A 20,453-nucleotide genomic window follows, 5' to 3' on the forward strand; every position below is an offset into this window, starting at 1 on the left:
CAACAAGGAACACCGCATGGCCAAGGCTCCGGCCTCCGTCGAATTCCGCCACGTCAGCAAGCGCTACGGCGTGGTGACGGCCGTCGACGACGTCTCCTTCACCATTGAGCCGGGCACGCTGGTGACGCTGCTGGGTCCCTCCGGCTGCGGCAAGACCACGACCTTGCGCCTGATCGCCGGCCTGGAGATGGCCTCCGAGGGCCAGATCATGATCGGCGGAGCCGACGTGACGCGCCTGTCCGCGGCGGACCGCGACGTCAGCATGGTCTTCCAGTCCTACGCGCTGTTCCCGCATATGAGCGTCATCGAGAACGTCGCCTATGGCCCGTCCGTCCAGGGGGTCCCGAAGGCGCAGGCCCGCGAGATGGCGGCCGAGAAGATCGCCGTCGTGGGCCTGGCGGGGCTGGAGAACCGCTCTCCCTCTGAACTCTCGGGCGGGCAGCAGCAGCGCGTCGCGGTGGCCCGCGCGCTCGTGCTCGAGCCGCAGGTGCTGCTCTTCGACGAACCGCTGTCCAATCTCGACGCCAAGCTCCGCCGCCGCGTGCGCGAGGACATCCGGGCGCTGCAGCAGGAACTCAACCTTACGGTCGCGTATGTGACGCACGACCAGGAGGAGGCGCTGGCCGTCTCCGACCGCATCATCGTCATGTCGAACGCCCGCATCGCCCAGGAAGGCTCCCCGCGCGAACTCTACGAGCAGCCGGCCGACCTCTTCGTGGCCGACTTCATCGGCGACGCGAACATCCTGGAAGGCGTGCTGGAGGAGGAGAGGGGAGACCGCGGCCTCATCCGGGTCGGCCCGATGACGCTGGACCTCGCGCGGCGCGGCGCCGCGGCCGGTCCGGTCAAGCTCGCGGTGCGGCCCGACGCGCTGGCGATTTCGCTGGCCGGCCAGGGCCGCCCCGGGATCGAGGGCGTCGTCGAGCACAGCTCCTATCTGGGCCGGAGCCTGGAATACCGCGTCTCCAGCGCGCTCGGCGACCTCTTCGTCGTCGACGCCGGGCGCGCCCAGGTCCATCCCCCGGGCTCCAAGGTGCATGTCGGCTTCGCCGAGGCCGGAATCGTGGTGCTGCCGAACCGCTGAAAGCGGCGCGGCTCAGCGGTCCGCGCGGGCCACGGCGGCCAGGAAGGCCGCCCCGTAGCGCTCGAGCTTGGCCTCGCCGACGCCCTGAACGCTGGCGAGTTCGCCGCGGTTGCGGGGGCGGATCAGCGCCATGTCGCGCAGCGTGGAGTCGTGGAACACCACATAGGGCGGCACGCCCTGTTCGCGGGCGATGCGCATGCGCTCGGACCGCAACTCCTCGAACACCCGCTGCGAGGGTTCGTCCAGCGCCGCGGCCGCGGCCGCCCGGACGGATTTCTGGCTGACCCGCTCGGCCTTGAAGACGCGGTCCTTGCGCATCTCGATGCGGCGCTCGCCCTTCAGGATCGCCCGCGCGCCGTCGCCCAGCGTCAGCGCCCCATAGGCGTCGTGGTCGACCACGATGGCGCCGATGGCGGCGAGCTGCCGGATCACCGACTGCCAGACCTTCTCGTCGAGGTCGGCGCCGACCCCGAAGGTCTTGATCGCGTCATGGCCGGCGCGCGTCACCTTCTCGGACGCGACGCCGCGCAGAACGTCGATGACATAGGCCGCCCCGTAGCGCTCGCCGGTGCGGTAGATCGCCGACAGCGCCTTCTGGGCCGCCTCGCTGCCGTCCCAGGTCTCGACCGGCGTGATGCACGTGTCGCAAGCGCCGCAGGCGCCCGGGTGGCTCCCGCCGAAATGCGCCAGGATCGCCTGCCGGCGGCACCCGGCCGTCTCGCAGACGGCCAGCAGCGCCGACAGCTTGGCCCGCTCGACGCGCTTCACCTCGGCCGGGGCCTCGCCTTCCTCGATCATCTGCGCCCGCCGGACCAGGTCCGACATGCCGTAGGTCATCCAGGCGTCCGACGGCAGGCCGTCGCGTCCGGCGCGCCCGGTCTCCTGGTAGTAGGCTTCGATCGAGCCCGGGATGTCGAGATGCGCGACATAGCGCACCGAGGGCGAGTCCACGCCCATGCCGAACGCGATGGTGGCCACCAGCGCCAGGCCCTCCTCGCGCAGGAACGCGTCCTGGTTGGCGTCGCGCACCGCGCGGTCCATGCCGGCGTGGTAGGGCAGGGCCTTGAACCCGTGCTCGTTCAGGTATTGGGCCGTCTCCTCCACCTTCTTGCGGCTGAGGCAATAGATGATGCCGGCGTCGCCCCGCCTGCGGCTGAGGAAATCGAGGAGCTGCCGGCGCGGGTTCGTCTTGGAGACGATCTCGTAGCGGATGTTCGGCCGGTCGAAGCTGGTGGCGAAGACCGGGGCGTCCTCCAAAGCCAGGCGCCGGCGCAGGTCGTCGCGGGTCTGCGGGTCGGCCGTAGCCGTCAGCGCCATCCGGGGCACGTTCGGGAAGCGCTGCGCCAGCACGGCGAGCTGCATGTATTCGGGCCGGAAGTCGTGGCCCCACTGGCTCACGCAATGGGCCTCGTCGATCGCGATCAGGGCGATGCGGCCGCGGCCCAGAAAATCCAGAAAGGCGTCCGAGACCAGCCGCTCGGGCGTCACATAGAGCAGCTTCAACTTGCCGGAGAGGAAGTCCTGCCGGACGGCGTAGGATTCGGCGCTGGTCAGCGTCGAGTTCAGCGCCGCGGCGGCGACCCCGGCCTGGCGCAGCGCCTCCACCTGGTCGCGCATAAGGGCGATCAGCGGCGAGACGACGACGCCCACGCCTTCGCGGCAGAGCGCAGGCACCTGATAGCACATGGACTTTCCGGCGCCGGTCGGGAACAGCACCACCGCGTCGCCGCCGCCGACGACGTGGCGCACGACCTCCTCCTGCCGGCCCCGGAAGGCCTTGTGGCCGAACCATCGATGCAGGACGTCGACCGGATCTTCGGCCAATGCGAATCCTCTCCCCACAAAGGCGGGACGCTGCACGTCCGGGGCGTCACGCACAAGTCCGGCGCGGCGAAGAGGCGTGGACGGCCCCGGCAGGCGCCCGGCGTGGAACAGGGTCCCGGCCGGACGCATTGTGATGGTTGCTTGGTGGCGGTACACAGCCCCCGCGCCAGACCCGACGCCGCCCTCCGACACCGGACTTCGATGACCCGCACCATCCACCTGATCCGACACGGCCAGTCGACCTTCAACCAGGCTTATGAGCTGACGGGCGTCGACCCCGGCCATATCGACGCGCCCCTCACGGAGCTCGGCCTGTCCCAGGTGGAGGACGCCCGCCGCCGGATGGAGGGCGTGGCCGTGGACCTCGTCATCGCCTCGCCGCTGACGCGCGCGCTCCAGACCGCGCTCGGCGTCTTCAAGGACCGCGACGTGCCGGTCCTCGTCACCTGCAAGCACCGCGAGAGGCTGGAGAGCAGCTGCGACGTGGGCCGCAGCCCGGCGCATCTCGTCCGGGAGTTTCCCTCGCTCTCCTTCGATCACCTCGCCGATCCCTGGTGGCATGACGGGGACGCCGACGAGCGCGGCGTCCCCTACGAGCCCGAATCAGTGTTCCGCGATCGGGTGGAGCATTTCGGCGAGTGGCTGGAGGAGCGGCCCGAGCGCGCCATCGCGATCGTCGGCCATGGAACGTTCTTTCGTTGGTTGACGGGCCGATGGATGGCCAATTGCGAAGTCGTGACCTTGCAGGGCTCCCTGTCCGACCATTTCCGCCAAGCCGAACGGGCTCGCCTCGGCGTATCAGCTTAGCCGGGCCGCCCCGGCCTGTTGCGCCCTGCGATGAAAGGCGAGATGATCTCGCCTCTCAGTTGCGGAGCGGCCTTGATGCGGGACGCCAAGAAGCCGAGCCTGGAAACGCGGCTGCGTCTCCTGAACACCCACCCTTTCTTCGCGGCCCTGGAACCCGCCGATCTGGAACGGTTGTCGTCCTATGTGCGCTCCGTGCAGGTCGATAGAGGCGAGATCCTGTTCCGCAAGGGCGACCCCGGCCAGAGCCTGTTCATCGTCGTCGAGGGCCTGATCAAGATCGGCGTCCCGGCGGCCGACGGGCGCGAGCTCGTGTTCAACCTGATGCGAGCCGGCGAGGTCTTCGGCGAGATCGCGCTCATCGACGGCGCGCCGCGATCCGCGGACGCGGTCGCGATGGCGCCGAGCGAGCTTCTGGTGGTGGAGCGGCGCGACTTCCTGCCCCTGGTGGAGGACCGCCCCGGCGCGGCGATGAGGATCATCAGCCTGCTCTGCCGGCGGCTGCGCACCACCAGCGAGCAGGTCGAGGACGTCGCCTTCCTGGACGTCTCCAGCCGGCTCGCCAAGGCGCTCCTGCGCCTGTCGCCGACGGGCGGCTATGTCGCCATCACCCAGCGCGAACTCGGCCAGCTCATCGGGCTCTCGCGCGAGAGCACCAACAAGCAGCTGCAGGTCTGGCAGAGGCAGAAGCTGCTTCGCCTGGTCAAGGGCGGGGTGCACCTCATCGACCTCGGCACCATCGAGCAACTCGCCTTCTCGGCGGAGCGGCCGCGCCAGCCGCGTGCGGAAGTCGCATCCCGCGCCCACTGACTCCAGTTCTGGCCCGCTGTTTCGCGCCGGAATCCGCCAATCCACCGGTTGAGATCGGCGCAGCCGAGGCATGCCGGACGAGGCGTGTGAGAAAAAAGCGACGCCGAGGTTGAAAAATCATCGATAAGGGGGTAATTATACGGCATCGACATTTGGCCGGACGACTGGGCCGCTTCGCCTGAACACAGGCGCACGCTGCGACAATCTCTCCAAACATCGACGAACCGGAGAACGGGCGCTCTCGCGGCCGGATCTCCACGTGCGTTTGCAGTTCACCGAAAGGACTACCCCAATGGCTACCGGAACCGTGAAGTGGTACAACGACCAAAAGGGCTACGGCTTCATTCAGCCTGACGAAGGTGGAAAGGACGTTTTCGTCCACGTCTCCGCCATCGAGCGCGCTGGCATGCGCGGCCTGGTCGAGGGCCAGAAGATCTCCTACGAGCTCGAGACTGACCGCCGCACCGGCAAGCAGTCCGCTGGCAACCTCCAGGCCGCGTAAGCAGCCGGAGCCCGCGCGCGGGTTCGCCCGCGCGCCACAGCCCCGACAGGAAGCCGTTCCACGCGGAACGGCTTTTTCCTTTTGAGGTTTCCCGAAAGCCCAGCATCGCGCCGCGCCTCTGCGCTCCCGATGCGCCAGAACCCCTGAGGAGCAATGGCCAAAGAAGAACTGATGGAATTCGAAGGGCAGGTCACCGAGATCCTCCCCGACGCCCGCTTCCGCGTACGGCTCGAGAGCGGCCATGAGCTGATCGCCTACACGGCCGGCAAGATGAAGAAGTTTCGCATCAAGACGCTCACGGGCGACCGCGTCACCGTCGAGATGTCGCCCTACGATCTCGACAAAGGACGGTTGATCTACCGTCACAAGGACGAGCGTCCCGCAGGTCCGGGCGGCGCGCGCCGGCCTCCGTTCCGCCGCCGATAGGCGATCGTCGATCCCACGGGCCACAGGGCCCGTCTCGTCGCGGACTGCGTCCGCGAGCACACGTCAAAGCACAAGGAGCCGACCATGCGCATCTTCATGTTCACGTCCCAAGCCAAGGACGGTCTGAACGCCTTCGCGGGCGACGCGGAGGGCTCGAAGCTGCCGGAGCGGTACGGTCCCTGGGGCATCACAGGCGTGCTGCAGACGCGCCAGAACCCCCCGCACAACTTCTCCCGCCGCGATATCGAGAGCGCGATCGGATCGTCCGGCTTCCAGCTGTGGCGCACCAAGGCCGCGTCCGAGGCGGCGGCCGCCGCCAAGGCGGTCACGGCGAGCGCAGCCGCGGTCTGAGACCTCGCGCATGCCCTCAGAAAGGCGCTGGACCTTCGAGGCCGGCGCGAACGTACCCGACTGGTTCATGCGCGGCGAAAACTGCGTCCTGACATTCGGTCGGGACGCCGAGATCGTGGAAACCTTCGAGGCGTTCGCGCTCTACCCGATGGTCGAAATGGACCGGGACGACTGCTTCATCGTGGCCGAGATCATGGACCGCCACGCGGATGTGGAGGTCGAGCACGTCCTTCCGATCACCCCTCACACCGAACCCCGCGCGCTCTCCCGCAACTAGAGCATGCTGCGACAAGGTGGAATCCGGCTTTTCGCAGGAAGCATGCGACAGCCCAGAAACCTGGGCCATGCTGCGTTTCCATCGAAACACAGCATGGCTGAGCGGCGGCGCGCGGCGCCGACGGGACGGCGGGCCTTCGCGCCCGCCTGTCCGCCTCCGGTATCGTGGGGGCGCCCGCGCTTCTAGGATCGGCCTCCAGCGCAAGCCTGCGCCGATTCGCGGCGATCCTTCATGACCCTGCCCGTCTTCCTCGCGGTGCTCGCCGCCGCAGCCCTCCATGCGGGCTGGAACGCCGTGCTGAAGATCCGCATCGAGCCGTTCCTGGCGATGGTGCTGATCAACGGCGCCGGCGCGGCGCTGGGCGGCGCGGCCGTCCTCGTCACGGGGTGGCCGATCGCGGCCGCGTGGCCCTGGCTGATCGCCTCCGCGGTGATTCATCTCGGCTACTCCATCTTCCTGACCGCGGCCTATGCGCGCGCGGACATGGGCGTCGTCTACCCGATCGCGCGAGGCTCGGCGCCGCTGATCACCACGCTGGGATCCCTGGCGCTGTTGCGCGAGGCGCTGCCCACCTTGACGCTGGCCGGCATCGCGACGCTCGCATCCGGGATCGGCCTGCTGGCGCTGGCCGGCCGCAGGCGCTCCGTCGACCCCCGGGCGCTGGCCTATGCGGGGCTGACCGCCGTGATGGTGAGCGTCTACACGCTCACCGACGGCCTCGGCGCCCGCGCGGCGGGGGATCCTCACGCCTATGCGGCGGCTCTCTTTGTCCTCGACGGGGTCGGCCTGACCGCCGTGGCGCTCTGGCTGCGCGGCCCCTCCGGCCTTCGCCCGCTCTGGCGATTCCGGTGGCCCGGCCTGCTCGGCGGCGCCATGAGCCTGTGCGCCTACTGGATCGCCATCTGGGCCATGACCGTCGCCCCGATCGCGCTGGTAGCCGCAGTGCGCGAGACCAGCGTCCTGTTCGCCAGCGCCATCGCCGTTTTCTGGCTGAAGGAGCCGCCCAGTCCGGCGCGGGTCCTGTCCGCCTGCCTCATCGTGACGGGGCTGGCGCTGATCCGGCTGGCCTAGACGCGGCGAGCCAACCTTCCTGGGCCGCCAGCGCCGATGCGGCGTCGAAGAAGGCCGACACCAGCGACAGCTTGCGCCGCTCGGCGAGGCAGACGACATATTCGCCCACCTCCAGCCCGTGCCCCTCCAGCGACAGCGCCCGAAAGCGCGGGTCTGCGCCGAACTCGCTCTCGAACACCACGCCTACGCCAAAGCCGGCGCCGACCGCCTCGCGCACCGCTTCGCGGGTCTGGACTTCGAACAGCGCGCCGGGCCGGACGCCGTCGGCGGCCAGCCTCGCCTCGAACACCTCGCGGGTGATCGACCCGCGCTCCCGGATGACGAGGTCGCAGCCGTCGATCTCCGCCGAGGACACCGCGCCCCGCTCCGCCCAGGGATGCGCGGCCGGCACGAACAGCACCAGCCGGTCGAGCCGCAGCGGCTGCGTGGTCACGCGCGGGTCAGAGGTCGGCAACGCCGTCACGGCGACGTCGGCCTCGAAGGCGAGCACCTGGGAGAGGACCGTGGCGGAGTTGTCGATCCGCATCTGGAAGGTGAGGCCGCGATGGCGGTCGCGCATCGCGGCCAGCACGGGCATGACGTGGTAGGCGCTGTCGGCCGACACGCGCAGGTGGCCGCGCGTGACCCGCCGCGCGCCGGCCAGGAGGTCGCGCGCCTGCTCCTCGCACTGGAACAAGGCCGTGGTGATCTGGTGCAGCGAATGGCCGAGCGGCGTGAGCTGCACGCCGCGCCGCTTGCGATCGAACAGGCTCACCCCGAACGCGCCCTCGAGCGCCTTTACCTGCGCCGACAGCGTAGGCTGGGCGAGGCCGTCGGTGCGCGCCGCCAGGCTGAAGCTGCCCGACATGGCGACGAGGTGGAAGGCGCGCAACTGGGTGTGGTTCATCGACGCTCAATCCATAGAGTCAGTCTATGGAGCCTATTGAAACACGTGGCTGGCGTCGATGGTCCGGTCGGCTACGCTTGGGCCGAACACTGCCGAGGATGACCGATGCCAGCGTCAGCGCCGCGCGCCACTTCCGACACCGGGGACGACTTCCTGCTCACGCCGGGACCCCTGACGACGTCCCGCAGCGTCAAGGAGGCGATGCTGCACGACTGGGGATCGCGCGACGGCGCCTTCGTCCGGATCAACCGCGAGGTCCTGGAGGCGCTGCCGCGGATCGTGAACGGGGAGGGCGACTATGTCGCGGTTCCCATGCAGGGCTCCGGCACCTTCGCGGTGGAAGCCATGCTGACCACCTTCGTGCCGCCGGACGGCGAGTGCCTGGTGCTGGTCAACGGCGCCTATGGCCACCGCGCGCGGCGCATCCTCGACATCGCCCGTCGCCGGAGCGTGGTCTACGAGACCCCCGAGGACGTCCCGCCGGACCTCGCCGAGATCGAGGCGCTGCTGGCCCGCTCGCCGTCGATCACGCATGTGTTCGCCGTGCACTGCGAGACCACGTCGGGCGTCCTGAACCCGGTCGAGGAGATCGGCGCCGTCGCGCGCCGCCATGGCAAGGCCTATCTGGTGGACGCGATGAGCGCCTTCGGCGCGCTGCCGCTCGACGCCCGGGCCGCGCATGCGACCGCGATCGCGGCCTCGTCCAACAAATGCATCGAGGGCGTGCCGGGGCTGGGCTTCGTGGTCGCCCGCGCCGTCGACCTTGCCGCCGCCAAGGGCTCCGCGACCACCCTGTCGCTCGACCTGCATGACCAGTGGGCGAATTTCGAGAAGACGGGGCAGTACCGCTTCACGCCGCCGATCCACGTCATCGTCGCGTTCCACCAGGCCCTGCGCGAGTTCTGGGCCGAGGGCGGCCAGCCCGGCCGGCTGGCCCGCTACGAGGAGAACCGTCGCACCCTCGTCCAGGGCATGCGGGCGCTCGGCTTCGAGACGCTGCTGCCCGACGCTCTGCAGGCGCCCATCATCGTCACCTTCCACATGCCGGCCGATCCTCGCTTCGCCTTCCAGGAGTTCTACGACCGGCTGAAGGATCGCGGCTTCGTCATCTATCCGGGCAAGCTCACCGTCGCCGACAGCTTCCGCATCGGCTGCATCGGCCGGCTGGAGGCCAGCCATATGAGACTGGCGCTCGACGCCGTGCGCGACGTGATGGCCGAACTGGGCGTCGTCTCGGCGTCGCCCCGGAGGGCCGCCTGATGGGTCCCCGCAGGCCGGCTGTGATCACCGCGAACGGGCGCGACTACGCCTTCCCGAGCCGCCCCACCGTCGTGGTCTGCATCGACGGGTCCGAACCCGGCTATATCGAGGCGGCGGTCGAGGCCGGCCTCGCCCCGAACTTCGCCCGCATCATGGCGGAGGGCGCGAACCTGACGGCCCAGGCCCAGATTCCGAGCTTCACCAACCCCAACAACATCTCCATCATCACCGGCCGTCCGCCTTCCGTGCACGGCGTCGCCGGAAACTACTTCTTCGACCGTGCGACGGGCGAGGAGGTGATGATGAACGACGTGCGGTTCCTGCGCGCCCCCACCATCATGAAGGCCTTCCAGGACGCCGGGGCCAAGGTGGCCGTGGTCACCGCCAAGGACAAGCTGCGGGCCATGCTGGGCCACGGCCTCGCCATGGCGGCCGGGACCGCCGTGGCGTTCTCCTCCGAGAAGGCCGACAAGGCGACCAGGGCCGAGCATGGCGTCTCCGACGCGCTGGCGATGGTCGGCATGCCGCTGCCGGACGTGTACTCGGCCGAGCTGTCGGAATTCGTCATGGCCGCCGGCGTCAAGCTGATCGGCCTCATGCGGCCGGACCTCATGTACCTGTCCACCACGGACTATGTGCAGCACAAGGCGGCTCCGGGCTCACCGATGGCCAACGCCTTCTACGCCATGATGGACCGCTATGTGGGCGAACTCGACGCGCTGGGCTGCACCCTGGTGCTCACGGCCGACCACGGCATGAACGACAAGCACCTGCCGGACGGGCAGCCCGACGTGCTCTATCTGCAGGACGTCATGGACGAGTGGCTGGGCCAGGGCGCGGCCCGCGTCATCCTGCCGATCACGGACCCCTATGTGGTCCACCATGGCGCGCTGGGATCCTTCGCCACCGTCTATCTGGAGTCCGCGGGAGACGCCCGCGCCGTCGCGGCGCGAATCGCCGGGCTGCCCGGCGTGGAGGCGGCGGTCGACGCAGAGGAGGCTTGCCGCCGCTTCGACCTGCCGGCCGACCGGATCGGTGATGTCGTCGTCGTCTCATCCCGCCGCAAGGCGCTGGGTTCGAGCCGGGACCGCCACGATCTCAGCGGGCTCACCGAGCCGCTGCGCTCCCATGGCGGCCTCACCGAGCAGGCGGTGCCGATGATCTCCAACCGACGCGTCACGCTGCCGCCAGGGCGGACCTTGCGCAATTTCGACGCCTTCGACGTGGCGCTCAACCATGTCCAGTGAAGCCGCGGTCACGCGCCCGAAGGCGCCAGGGTTTCGCCGCGAGGCCATGCGCATCGCCGGCCGGCCGGTGGCGACCGACGAGGTGGTCGAGGTCCTGAACCCCTATACGGACGAGGTCGTCGGGACGGTCCCGAGCGCGCGGCCCGAGCATGTCCGCGAGGCTTTCGCCAAGGCCCGGGCGTTCAAGCCGAAGCTGTCGCGCTACGAGCGCCAGCAGATCCTGCTGCGCACCGCCGACATCCTGCGCGACCGGCGGGAAGACTTCGCCCGGCTGATCACGGCCGAAACCGGCCTGTGCTGGAAGGACAGCCTCTACGAGGCGAGCCGGGCCTACGATGTCTACTCCTTCGCCGGCCAGCTCTGCATCAGGGACGACGGCGAGAGCTACGCCTGCGACATCAGCCCGCAAGGCAAGCAGCGCAGGATCTTCACGCAGCGCATGCCGCTTCTGGGCGTCATCTCCGCCATCACGCCGTTCAACCATCCACTCAACATGGTGAGCCACAAGCTCGCGCCCGCCATCGCGACCAACAACCGCGTGGTGCTGAAGCCGACGGAGCTGACGCCGCTCACCGCGCTGGCGCTGGCCGACGTGCTCTACGAGGCCGGCCTGCCCCCCGAGATGCTGTCCGTCGTGACCGGAAACCCGGCCGTCATGGGCGACAGCATGATCACCGACCCGGATGCGGACCTGATCACCTTCACGGGCTCGGTTCGGGTGGGAAAGCACATCGCCGAGCGGGCGGGCTACCGGCGCATCGTGCTGGAGCTCGGCGGCAACGATCCGCTGATCGTCATGGAGGACGCCGACCTCGACAAGGCCGCCGAGCTCGCTGTGCAGGGCGCCACGAAGAACTCCGGCCAGCGCTGCACCGCCGTCAAGCGCATCCTGTGCGTCGAGGCGGTGGCTGACGAGTTCAGCGCGCTGGTGCTGGAGAAGGCCCGCAGGCTGACCTTCGGCGACCCCATGGATCCCGCCACCGACGTCGGGACCGTCATTCATGAGGGCGCGGCGCGGCAGTTCGAGCGGCGCGTCCAGGACGCGGCGGCCCGGGGCGCCGAGATCCTCTACGGCCCGCCGCGGCGAGGCGCGCTGTTTCCGCCCACCGTGGTGGACCGCGCGCCGCCGGATTGCGAGCTGGTGCGCGAGGAGACGTTCGGGCCGGTGATCCCGATCATCCGCACGCCCAACGACATCGATTCGGTGATCCGGATCGCGAACGGAACGGCCTACGGCCTGTCGTCAGGCGTCTGCACCAATCGCATGGACTATGTGGCCCGCTTCGTGAACGAACTCGACGTCGGCACGGTGAATGTCTGGGAAGTCCCGGGCTACCGGATCGAGATGTCGCCCTTCGGCGGCGTCAAGGATTCCGGGCTCGGCTACAAGGAGGGCGTGGTCGAGGCCATGAAGAGCTTCACCACGATCCGGACCTGGTCGACGCCCTGGCCGACGTGACGCCGGCCGGTCACCGGCAGGCGACCTCTCCGCAGGACCGCAGGGCCGCGATCATCTTGGCCGTGCTGCGCGGGCCCGGATAGCCGAACACGCCGAGCCCGCCGAGCACGAAGGTCGGGGTCGCGATGAAGCCCAGATTGGCCGCCAGCCGGAGCTGGTCGGCGACCTGCGCCTGCGCCTCCCGGGAGGCCGACACGCGCTCGAAATCCGCCGCCGCCCGGCCGGTCGCCTCGGCGGCGATCCGCACGGCCTTGGCGAGGTCGGCCCGTCCCGGCTCCGCGAACATCCTGGCGTGGAACCGGAACGCGGCGTCGTCGCCCGACAGGTTCTGGACCGCGGCCTCGACGGCGGCGGCCTGCTTGGAGCCGGGCGACAGGATGGGGTTGCCGATCAGCGAGATCCGAAGGTCGGGATCGTTCTCCACCAGCGCGCCGATGTCCTGGGCGGCCTTGCGGCACCAGGGGCAGTTGTAGTCGTAGAATTCCGCCAGCACGACATCGGGGGCCTTGGAGCCGACCTGGATGCGGCCCGGCATCGCGTCGACCTGGCTGACGAGCTCGACCGGGAGCCGGGCGTTGCCGACAGGCTGTCCCTCGTCGCCCTTCAGCTTGGTCCACTGGTTCTGGCCCTGGCCGCGCGCGCCGGCCGGCAGGCCCAGCAGGGCGAGGCCGCCGAGGAGGAGGGATCTGCGATTCGTCGTCATCGTGCCGGGCCCTGCTGTCATGGCGCGGGTCGTCGCAGGCGGTCGCGGCGAAAGCGTGGCCGACCCGCCGCGCGGTCGGCCCGCGTCCGGAACCTGGGCCCCGAGACGGTGTTGGTCACGCGGAGGATCGAGCCATGGACGTCACCACCGAAGAACTCGACGGTCCCGCGCGCCTGCGCTACTGCCGGGCCGGAGACGGTCTCACCGACGGGACGGAATGGGAGAAGGCGCGCCGGTTCGCGTCCCTGCGCGAGGCGCTGCACGTGGTCGCCACCGAAGATCCGCCGGCCGGAGCCGAGCCCTATGTGATGACGAATGTCGGCCGCACCCTGAAACCGGAGCAGCTCGCCGTCACCTGGGACGCGATCCAGGGTCCTTGAGGCCGTCAGGCGGTCGCCTGCCGGCGGGCGGTCGGAAAGAGGACGATGTTCGATCCGAGCGCGCTCGGGTCCAGGCCGGGCCGCGCACCCGCCGCGTGGGCGTAGCCGGGGACCTCCCGCAACGGCGGAAGGTCTTCCGCCAGGCGCTTCAACCCGTCCCGGGTGACGTGCAGCAGGGTGGAGACGCGGTCGCCGCGCTCGCCGGCCTCGGGCATGCGGCGGATTTCCTCGAGCGCGACGTCCAGCAGGGACGCCAGCCTCTTGGCGATGTCTTCGTGTGTCAGCCGCATGGTCGCCCCCGCCGGTTTCACCCATCACAGGTGAGTCGCCGGAGGCTGTCGATGACGAAACTGCAACAGGCCGGACAGCGCGAGCTGGAGCGCACCGGAATCGGTCAGTCGACGTTGAACTCGGCGTCCCGCTGGCGGTCCTGGGCCATCGCCTGGGCGGCCAGGCGGATCGGCGTGTTCGCCGCGCCGAAGAGGTCGTAGCCGCGCCGCTCCACCACCTCGAAGAAGAAGCGGTTGCGATAGGTCTGCGTGTAGATGTGGAAGAATTCGCCCTGGCCGGCGCGGTCGTAGAGCACGCCCAGGGCGCGCATCCGGTCGAGCAGCAACGGGTCGAGATCGAAGCGCGCCGCGAGATCCTCGTAATAGTTGTCGGGGATGTCCAGGAAGGTGACGCCCCGGCTGCGCGCCGCCTCCACGAAGGCGAGGAGGTCGTCAGTCTCGAAGGCGATCTGCTGCACGCCCGCGCCGCCGAACTCCTCGATGAAGCGCGACACCATGGTGGAGCCGCCATCGGCGATGTTGAGCGGGATGCGGACGCTTCCGTCGGGCGAGCGCACGGAGCGGCTGTAGAACGCGCCATAAGGGTCGGCGAGCTCGACCTGCGGCTCGTCCACGAAGCCGAGGACGCTCTTGTAGAACAGCGTCCAGGTCAGGAATTCCGAGCGCCGCACCACGTTCGACAGATGGTCGATGCGCCGCAGCCCGCCCGTCGCCGGAGCGGCCGTCTCGATCTCGAAGTCCTGGGCCCAGAAATCCTGCCCGGTCTTGACGACATAGAGCAGGCTTCCCTCCACGCCCCGCACCGCCGGGATCGTGGCCTCGCCGGGCCCGACACGCCCCGAATAGGTGGCCGCTCCGAGCGCCTCGGCCCGGTCCAGCGCAGTCCCGACATCGTCGACCGACAGGGCGACCGCGCAGACCGAGGGGCCGTGCACGAGCGAGAACGCGTGCGAGAAGCCTTCCTTCTCGCGATTGAGCACGAGATTGACGCCGTTCTGGCGAAACAGCGTGACCTCCTTCGACCGATGGTGGCCGACGGCGCTGAATCCGAGCCCGGTCAGGAGGTCGGCCAGCGGGCGCATGTCGCTGTCGCCGGCGGCGAACTCCACGAACTCGACGCCGCGCACTGCGGGAGGCGGCGGCAGGGCCGCCACGCCGGCGATCGGGCGCTCTCCGGCCGCCGCCCGGGCCGCGTTCAGCCGCTCGCCCATGGTCTGGAGCGAGCGCATGCCGTCGAGCGCCATGGCGTTGGCCGATGCGCCGCGAAACTGGTCGTTGAAGATCTCCAGCGAGACAGGACCCCGGTACCCGCTCTTGCCGACCGCCTGCATGAACTCGTCCACGGCGAAGTCGCCCTGGCCCGGGAAGCTGCGGTGGTGGCGGCTCAGCGACAGCGGGTCCATCAGCAGGCCGGGCGCGTCCGCCACCTGGACGAGCGCGATGCGATCGCCGGGGATCTCGGCGATGGGGGCCAGCGGGTTCTTGCGCACGCAGGCGTGAAAGCTGTCCAGCACCAGCCCGCAATTGGGCCGGTCCGCGCGCCGCACCAGGTCCCAGGCGTCCATCCAGTCCTTCACGCGCCGGCCCCACGCGAGCGCCTCGTAGCCGATGCGGCAGCCGCGCTGCGCGGCCTCGTCGGCCAGGGCGGCGAGGTCGGCGGCGGCGGCGTCGCGGTCCTCCAGCGCCTCCTCCGACACGTTGGAGCAGATGCACAGCAGGGGCGCGCCGAGCTCCTCCATGAGGTCGAGCTTGCGTCGGGCGCGGTCCATGTTGCGGCTGCGGGCGGGCTCGGGCATGCCCTCGAAGTCGCGCATCGGCTGCAGCGCCACGATGGCGAGACCGAGATCGTCGGCCATCCGGCGCACGTCGCTCGGCTTGCCGTTGAAGAAGGTCAGGTCGTTTTCGAAGATCTCGACGGCCCGGAAGCCGGCGCGGGCGGCGGCCGAGAGCTTGACCTCGAGGGTGCCGCCCATGCACACCGTGGCGATCGACCATTTGAACATCGCAAAATCTCCGAGATCTCGTATGATCTCATACGAAAAGGCGCCACGGGCGACAACCCACGATCTGCGCCAGGCGCCATCAGGAGACAATATGGACTACGACCACCCCGGCGCAGCCGAGCCGAGCGCCTCCACGCTCACCGAAGCGCTGCACGAGCGCATCCGCCAGGACATCATCCTGGGCGCGCTTCAGCCCGCCTCCAAGCTCCGTCTTGAAAGCCTGAGCAAATCCTACGGCGCGAGCGTGAACACGTTGCGGGAGACGCTCTCGCGCCTCGCCGCCGACGGCCTCGTGGTCGCCGAGGGCCAGCGCGGCTTCGCCGTGCTGCCGGTCTCGACCGAGGACCTGCGCGACATCACCGAGATGCGGCAGCTGCTCGAATGCCACGCCCTGCGGCGGTCGATCGCGAACGCGGACCTCGACTGGGAGGCCAGGGTGGTGGGCGCCTACCACAAGCTCTCGAAGGTGGAGGCGCTGGTCGAGGAGGCGCCGGACGACTATGGCGACGCCTGGGAGCGCTACAACCAGGAATTCCACGCCGCCCTGATCGCGAACTGCCCGTCGCGCTGGCTGCGGCTGTTCCACAAGGCGATGTACGACCACAGCAAGCGCTACCGCATGCTGTCCTTGAAGACGAAGCCTTTTCCCCGGTCGCAGTCGGCGCAGGAGCACCGGCTGCTGCTCGATGCGGCGCTGAACCGCGACGCCGATGCGGCGGCGAGGGTGCTGGCCCAGCACATCCTCAAAGGTGCCGAGATCACCGGACTGAGCGACGGCGTCGACGCCGATCCGACAAGGCCGGGCGGGAGCGGAAAGGCTGCGCCGCGGCGCAAGCGCAAAACCTCCTAGATTTCGTGCTGCGTGGGAGATTGACAAAAGCCGCGCATTCACCATTACTGAGTTCGACATGCGGACAACAGTTCGCATTGCGAACAACAGCCGTCGGGGCCGAAAGGCCGGGCGGCTTGCTTTCGACATCAATTCGCGCGTGAGCCATTGCGCCGGACGCCCGGCTGGGTCATCGCTCGGGGCGGAAACGACACGGAGCCGGCGACGCAAGATCCCGGCTTCTCACAGGGTGGGAGGAAGACGATGCTGAAGTCCTGGACCGGCGCCTTGGCCGGTGTGCTGCTCGCCGGAGGCCTGATCGCGCAGGCCGGCGCCCAGAACGCGCCCATCAAGCTGATCGCCGTCGGCGAGCTCTCCGGCGCGGGGGCCACGGTCGGCACGAACTTCAAGAACGGAGCGGATCTCGCCATCGCCGAGATCAACGCCAAGGGCGGCATCCTGGGCCGCAAGATCGAGATCACCCATCTCGACACCCAGTCGAACCCCGGCAACGCCCGCGCCCAGGTGCAGAAGGCGCTCGACGAGAACCCCTATGCGCTGCTCGGGCCGGGCTATTCGGGCTCGGTGAAGGTGACCGCGCCGCTCGTCCAGCAGGCCGGCATCGCCCAGGTGATGGGCGGCGAGGCCGCCGAGCTCACTCAGGCCGGCATCGACACGCTGTTTCGCACCTCCTTCGGCCAGCAGTCCTCGATGCCGAAGATCGCCAAATACATGGCTGAGGACATGAAGGCCAAGACGGCCGCCGTCATGTGGGTGAACAACGACTTCGGCAAGGGCGGCCGGGACATGGTCACCAAGGAATTCGCCGCCCGCGGCGTCAAGGTCGTCGCCGACATCTCCACCGAGGCCGGCCAGGCGGACTTCGCCGCCGACGCCGTGAAGGTGAAGAACGCCAATCCGGACGTCGTTTTCATCTATCTCAACGAAGAGGAGAGCGCCCGCGCCCTCAAGGAGTTGCGCCGCCAGAACGTCTCCGCGCCCCTGATCGGCGAGACCACGCTGCTCGGCCAGAAGGTGATCGAGCTCGCCGGCGACGCCGCCAACGGCGTGAAGGGCCATGTCGGCCTGACCACGGACGCGCCGGTGCCGGCCATCCAGGACTTCCGCAAGCGCTTCTCGGACAAGTACAACTATGTGCCGGACCACAACGGCATCAAGGGCTACCTGGCCGTCTACATGATCAAGGCCGCCACCGAGAAGCAGGGCAAGGTCGACGCCAAGGAACTGCCCAAGACCCTTCACGGCCTGACGATCACGCCCGACAAGGAGCCCGGCATCCTGATGGAGGTCACGATCGACAAGAACGGCGACCTGGACCGTCAGAGCTTCCTCGGCGAAGTCGTCAACGGCAAGCAGGTGATCAAAGAGGTGCTTCCGAAGCTGAACAAGTAACGGCCCGGAGACAATCCTCAAAACCCTCTCCCGCGCCGCGGGGGAGGGCGGGACCCGAGCGAGTTCAGCCCGCCACGCCGGAGAGCGGACGATGGTCAATTTCATCAACCTTGTCATCGCCGGCCTGGCGACAGGCGCGATCTACGCGCTGGTGGCGATCGGCTTCACGCTGCTCTGGCAGACGTCGCAGACGATCAACTTCGCCCAGGGCGAGTTCGTGATGCTGCCGGCCTTCTTCATGCTGGCCGTGATGAACGCCGGCCTGCCGTTCTGGCTGGCGCTTCTCGTCGGCCTCGTCCTCTCGCTCCTGACCCTGGGAGCGGCCTTCAAGCTCCTGCTGGTCGATCCCATGCTGAAGCATGGCGTCCTGCCCCTGGCCATCGCCACCATGGCGCTGTCGATCTTCCTGAAGGACAGCGTCAAGGAGTTCTACAGCGCCGAGGCGCAACCCTTCCCGTCGCTGCTGCCCGCAACGAACCTGGACGTCCTCGGCGTGCAGATCTCCGTGCAGAGCGTGGGCGTGCTGATCGTCGCGGTCCTGGCCGTGCTGGTCCTGCAGTGGTTCATCGCCGGGACGCGCCTCGGGCGCCAGATGCAGGCGACGGCGCAGAACCCGACCGTCGCGCGCATCCTGGGCGTGCCGGTCGAGCGCATGATCATGCTCACCTTCCTGATCAACGCCGGCCTCGTCACGCTGGCGTCGGCGCTGGTCAGCCCGATCTACCTCGCCAAGTTCTCGAGCGGCGACACGCTGGGCCTCGCGGCCTTCATCGCCGCCATCGTGGGCGGCTTCAATCAGATCCGCGGCGCCATCGCGGGCGGCCTCCTGCTCGGCGTGGTCGACAACCTGGCGGCGGCCTATGTGTCGACCCAGTATCGCGGGGCGGTGCCGCTCTTCCTGCTCATCGCCGTCATCCTGTTCCGCCCGCAGGGCCTGTTCGGCCGCGCAGAGGAGCGCACCGTATGACCCGCACCCGCACCTTGCTGACGGCGGCCGCGATCCTGGTCGCGATCCTCGTCCTGCTCGTCATGCCCCTCTACCTGGCCCGCTACGGCCTCTACATCCTCAGCCTCTGGGCGGTGATGTCGATCGCCGCCATCGGGCTCAACCTCACGCTCGGCTACGCCGGGCAGGTGTCGCTGGCGCAGGGCGCCTTCGTGGGCATCGGCGCCTATGCGGTCGCGATCCTCACCACGCAGGGCTGGCCCTTCCTGGGCGCGCTGGCGGTGGCGATCGTGGTCTGCTTCGCCATCGGCTGGCTGCTCGGCTATCCGGCGCTGCGGGTGCAGCACCACTATCTGGCCTTCGTGACGCTGGCCTTCTCCACCCTGGCCTTCCTGGCGTTCCGCAACGAGGAATGGCTGACCAAGGGCATCTACGGCATCATCGGCATCCCGCGCCCGTCGGTCTTCGGCCTGCCCACGAACCGGCCGCTGCCCTTCTACTTCTTCTGCCTCGGATCGCTGGCGCTCGTCACCGCGCTGACGTGGTGGCTCGTCCGCTCGCCCTGGGGGCGGGCCTTCGTGGCCCTGCGCGAGAACCCGGTGCGGGCGCTGTCGCTCGGCGTCGACACCCGCCGCTACACCCTGATGGCCTTCGCCATCGGGTCGACGCTGGGCGGCGTCGCGGGCGCGCTCTATGCGCCGCTGGTGGAGTTCATCGATCCCACCCCCTTCACGCTCACGCTGTCGCTGAACATCCTCATGATGGTGATCGTGGGCGGCTCCGGCTTCTTCCTCGGCCCGTTCCTGGGCGCGCTGATCGCCGTGCTGCTGCCTGAATGGCTGCAGGGCGCGCCCGGCATGATCAAGGCCCTCATGGGCTGGCAGGACCTGCCGGCGGCGTTCCGGCGCATCAACGAGTTCTACCTCATCGTCTATGCGCTCTTCGTCATGGCGCTGCTGGTCTGGTCGCCGACCGGGCTGCTCGGCGTCGCCGATCGCTGGATCGCCGAGCGCAAGACCCGCGCCGCTTCCGCCGCGCGCGCCGCCGCCGCGGCGACGTTCAGCAAGGAGGGCGTGTGATGCAGGCCCCGCTCTCCGCCGCCGCCGCGCCGCCGCCCGCCGACGCTCCGGCCGGGCGCAAGACGGTCCTCCAGGTCGAGGGGCTGAAGAAGAGCTTCGGCGGCATCGCGGCCGTCGACGGCGTGAGCTTCGAGGTGCTCGAGGGCGAGATCCTCGGCATCATCGGCCCCAATGGCTGTGGCAAGTCCACGCTGTTCAACTGCATCCTCGGCCAGCTCACGCCGAACGAGGGTCGGGTGATCCTGGACGGCCGCGAGACGACCGGCATGCGCCCGTCCGACCTCAACCGCCTCGGCGTCAGCCGCACCTTCCAGCTCCTGCAGGTGTTCCCGCAGCTCTCGGTGCGCGAGAACCTGATCCTGGCCGGCCAGGAGCACCGCGGCACCATGGCGTCGCGCCTGTTCGGCCCGCGCGACGCCGGCCTCACCGGCGACGCCGACCGGATGATCGCGTTCTTCAAGATGCAGCATCTCGCCGACGAGCGCGCCGGCGGCCTCAGCTACGGCCAGCAGAAGCTGCTCGACGCCGCGATGGCCTTCATGGCCGGTCCCCGCCTCGTTCTGCTCGACGAGCCGGCCGGCGGCGTCAATCTCACGATGCTGGCCAACCTCAAGGACCGCCTGCGCGCGATCAACGCCGAGCAGGGCGCGACCTTCGTGGTCATCGAGCACAACATGGATTTCGTCATGAGCCTGTGCACGCGCGTCATCGTGCTGGCCGAGGGCCGGCTTCTCGCCGAGGGCGCGCCGGCCGACATCCGCGCCAACCCGCGCGTCATCGAAGCCTATCTGGGGCATTGAGGAGCAGTC

Annotated in this window: 22 protein-coding genes; 17 read left to right on the forward strand and 5 right to left on the reverse strand. The window is 69.3% G+C overall.

What is annotated here, in order from left to right:
- Nucleotides 1-16 precede the first annotated feature (16 nt).
- A complete protein-coding gene (locus ABEG18_RS09875; RefSeq protein WP_406857891.1) occupies nt 17-1,084 on the forward strand; it encodes an ABC transporter ATP-binding protein in 1,068 nt (355 codons plus the stop codon).
- Nucleotides 1,085-1,096: 12 nt separating this feature from the next.
- On the opposite strand, the gene recQ is transcribed toward ABEG18_RS09875, so the two are convergent.
- A complete protein-coding gene (recQ, locus tag ABEG18_RS09880) occupies nt 1,097-2,962 on the reverse strand; it encodes a DNA helicase RecQ (RefSeq protein WP_406857892.1) in 1,866 nt (621 codons plus the stop codon).
- Nucleotides 2,963-3,109: 147 nt separating this feature from the next.
- On the opposite strand from recQ, the gene ABEG18_RS09885 reads away from it, so the two are divergent.
- The 7 genes from ABEG18_RS09885 to ABEG18_RS09915 all read left to right on the forward strand — a co-directional run bounded on the left by ABEG18_RS09885 (nt 3,110) and on the right by ABEG18_RS09915 (nt 7,149).
- Nucleotides 3,110-3,715, forward strand: coding sequence for a histidine phosphatase family protein (locus ABEG18_RS09885; RefSeq protein WP_406857893.1), 606 nt, complete (start codon nt 3,110-3,112; stop codon nt 3,713-3,715).
- Between the two features lie 75 nt (nt 3,716-3,790).
- On the forward strand, nt 3,791-4,522 hold the full coding sequence (locus tag ABEG18_RS09890) for a Crp/Fnr family transcriptional regulator (RefSeq protein ID WP_406857894.1): 732 nt from the start codon (nt 3,791-3,793) through the stop codon (nt 4,520-4,522).
- Between the two features lie 292 nt (nt 4,523-4,814).
- A complete protein-coding gene (locus tag ABEG18_RS09895; RefSeq protein WP_188517919.1) occupies nt 4,815-5,024 on the forward strand; it encodes a cold-shock protein in 210 nt (69 codons plus the stop codon).
- Nucleotides 5,025-5,177: 153 nt separating this feature from the next.
- Nucleotides 5,178-5,450 (forward strand): translation initiation factor IF-1, encoded by a 273-nt coding sequence (infA, locus tag ABEG18_RS09900; protein WP_406857895.1) that lies wholly within the window; start codon nt 5,178-5,180, stop codon nt 5,448-5,450.
- 84 nt (nt 5,451-5,534) lie between these two features.
- The gene (locus tag ABEG18_RS09905) at nt 5,535-5,801 is read left to right on the forward strand and encodes a hypothetical protein (protein WP_406857896.1); all 267 of its coding nucleotides are present in this window, start codon (nt 5,535-5,537) and stop codon (nt 5,799-5,801) included.
- A 10-nt stretch (nt 5,802-5,811) separates the two neighbouring features.
- Nucleotides 5,812-6,078: a hypothetical protein gene (locus ABEG18_RS09910; protein WP_406857897.1), complete on the forward strand. Its 267-nt coding sequence runs from the start codon at nt 5,812-5,814 to the stop codon at nt 6,076-6,078.
- 231 nt (nt 6,079-6,309) lie between these two features.
- Nucleotides 6,310-7,149 (forward strand): EamA family transporter, encoded by an 840-nt coding sequence (locus ABEG18_RS09915; protein ID WP_406857898.1) that lies wholly within the window; start codon nt 6,310-6,312, stop codon nt 7,147-7,149.
- Here the strand turns inward: ABEG18_RS09915 and ABEG18_RS09920 are convergent.
- Nucleotides 7,112-8,035: a LysR substrate-binding domain-containing protein gene (locus ABEG18_RS09920; RefSeq protein ID WP_406857899.1), complete on the reverse strand. Its 924-nt coding sequence runs from the start codon at nt 8,033-8,035 to the stop codon at nt 7,112-7,114. The genes ABEG18_RS09915 and ABEG18_RS09920 overlap by 38 nt on opposite strands.
- Before the next feature lie 105 nt (nt 8,036-8,140).
- Here ABEG18_RS09920 and ABEG18_RS09925 point away from each other — a divergent pair, with 105 nt between their 5' ends.
- The 3 genes from ABEG18_RS09925 to phnY are packed head-to-tail and all read left to right on the forward strand — an operon-like array spanning nt 8,141 to nt 12,001.
- Nucleotides 8,141-9,295 (forward strand): 2-aminoethylphosphonate--pyruvate transaminase, encoded by a 1,155-nt coding sequence (locus ABEG18_RS09925; RefSeq protein ID WP_406857900.1) that lies wholly within the window; start codon nt 8,141-8,143, stop codon nt 9,293-9,295.
- The gene (phnA, locus tag ABEG18_RS09930) at nt 9,295-10,542 is read left to right on the forward strand and encodes a phosphonoacetate hydrolase (RefSeq protein ID WP_406857901.1); all 1,248 of its coding nucleotides are present in this window, start codon (nt 9,295-9,297) and stop codon (nt 10,540-10,542) included. The genes ABEG18_RS09925 and phnA overlap by 1 nt, the downstream gene beginning before the upstream one ends.
- Entirely contained in the window at nt 10,532-12,001 is a 1,470-nt protein-coding gene (gene phnY / locus ABEG18_RS09935; RefSeq protein ID WP_406857902.1) for a phosphonoacetaldehyde dehydrogenase, read from the forward strand. The genes phnA and phnY overlap by 11 nt, the downstream gene beginning before the upstream one ends.
- A 10-nt stretch (nt 12,002-12,011) precedes the next feature.
- Here phnY and ABEG18_RS09940 read toward each other — a convergent pair whose 3' ends face one another.
- A complete protein-coding gene (locus tag ABEG18_RS09940) occupies nt 12,012-12,704 on the reverse strand; it encodes a DsbA family protein (protein WP_406857903.1) in 693 nt (230 codons plus the stop codon).
- Between the two features lie 134 nt (nt 12,705-12,838).
- Between ABEG18_RS09940 and ABEG18_RS09945 the strand changes: the two genes are divergently transcribed.
- Nucleotides 12,839-13,084, forward strand: a complete 246-nt coding sequence (locus ABEG18_RS09945; protein ID WP_406857904.1) for a hypothetical protein — start codon at nt 12,839-12,841, stop codon at nt 13,082-13,084.
- 5 nt (nt 13,085-13,089) lie between these two features.
- Here ABEG18_RS09945 and ABEG18_RS09950 read toward each other — a convergent pair whose 3' ends face one another.
- Nucleotides 13,090-13,374, reverse strand: coding sequence for a hypothetical protein (locus tag ABEG18_RS09950; protein WP_406857905.1), 285 nt, complete (start codon nt 13,372-13,374; stop codon nt 13,090-13,092).
- 104 nt (nt 13,375-13,478) lie between these two features.
- Complete coding sequence (locus tag ABEG18_RS09955; protein ID WP_406857906.1) at nt 13,479-15,377, reverse strand: bifunctional sugar phosphate isomerase/epimerase/4-hydroxyphenylpyruvate dioxygenase family protein; 1,899 nt, start codon at nt 15,375-15,377, stop codon at nt 13,479-13,481.
- A 91-nt stretch (nt 15,378-15,468) separates the two neighbouring features.
- Here ABEG18_RS09955 and ABEG18_RS09960 point away from each other — a divergent pair, with 91 nt between their 5' ends.
- From ABEG18_RS09960 to ABEG18_RS09980, 5 genes are all read left to right on the forward strand, one after another.
- Nucleotides 15,469-16,227, forward strand: a complete 759-nt coding sequence (locus ABEG18_RS09960) for a GntR family transcriptional regulator (protein WP_406857907.1) — start codon at nt 15,469-15,471, stop codon at nt 16,225-16,227.
- A 243-nt stretch (nt 16,228-16,470) separates the two neighbouring features.
- Nucleotides 16,471-17,619, forward strand: coding sequence for an ABC transporter substrate-binding protein (locus ABEG18_RS09965; RefSeq protein ID WP_406857908.1), 1,149 nt, complete (start codon nt 16,471-16,473; stop codon nt 17,617-17,619).
- A gap of 91 nt (nt 17,620-17,710) precedes the next feature.
- Nucleotides 17,711-18,586 carry a branched-chain amino acid ABC transporter permease gene (locus ABEG18_RS09970; protein ID WP_406857909.1) on the forward strand — a complete coding sequence of 292 codons (876 nt, stop codon included), beginning with the start codon at nt 17,711-17,713 and terminating at the stop codon, nt 18,584-18,586.
- Nucleotides 18,583-19,644 carry a branched-chain amino acid ABC transporter permease gene (locus tag ABEG18_RS09975; protein ID WP_406857910.1) on the forward strand — a complete coding sequence of 354 codons (1,062 nt, stop codon included), beginning with the start codon at nt 18,583-18,585 and terminating at the stop codon, nt 19,642-19,644. The genes ABEG18_RS09970 and ABEG18_RS09975 overlap by 4 nt, the downstream gene beginning before the upstream one ends.
- Nucleotides 19,644-20,444, forward strand: coding sequence for an ABC transporter ATP-binding protein (locus tag ABEG18_RS09980; RefSeq protein ID WP_406857911.1), 801 nt, complete (start codon nt 19,644-19,646; stop codon nt 20,442-20,444). The genes ABEG18_RS09975 and ABEG18_RS09980 overlap by 1 nt, the downstream gene beginning before the upstream one ends.
- The last annotated feature ends 9 nt before the right edge of the window (nt 20,445-20,453 follow it).

The sequence above is a fragment of the Alsobacter sp. KACC 23698 genome, assembly GCF_045348435.1.
Classification (GTDB): Bacteria; Pseudomonadota; Alphaproteobacteria; order Rhizobiales; family Beijerinckiaceae; genus Alsobacter.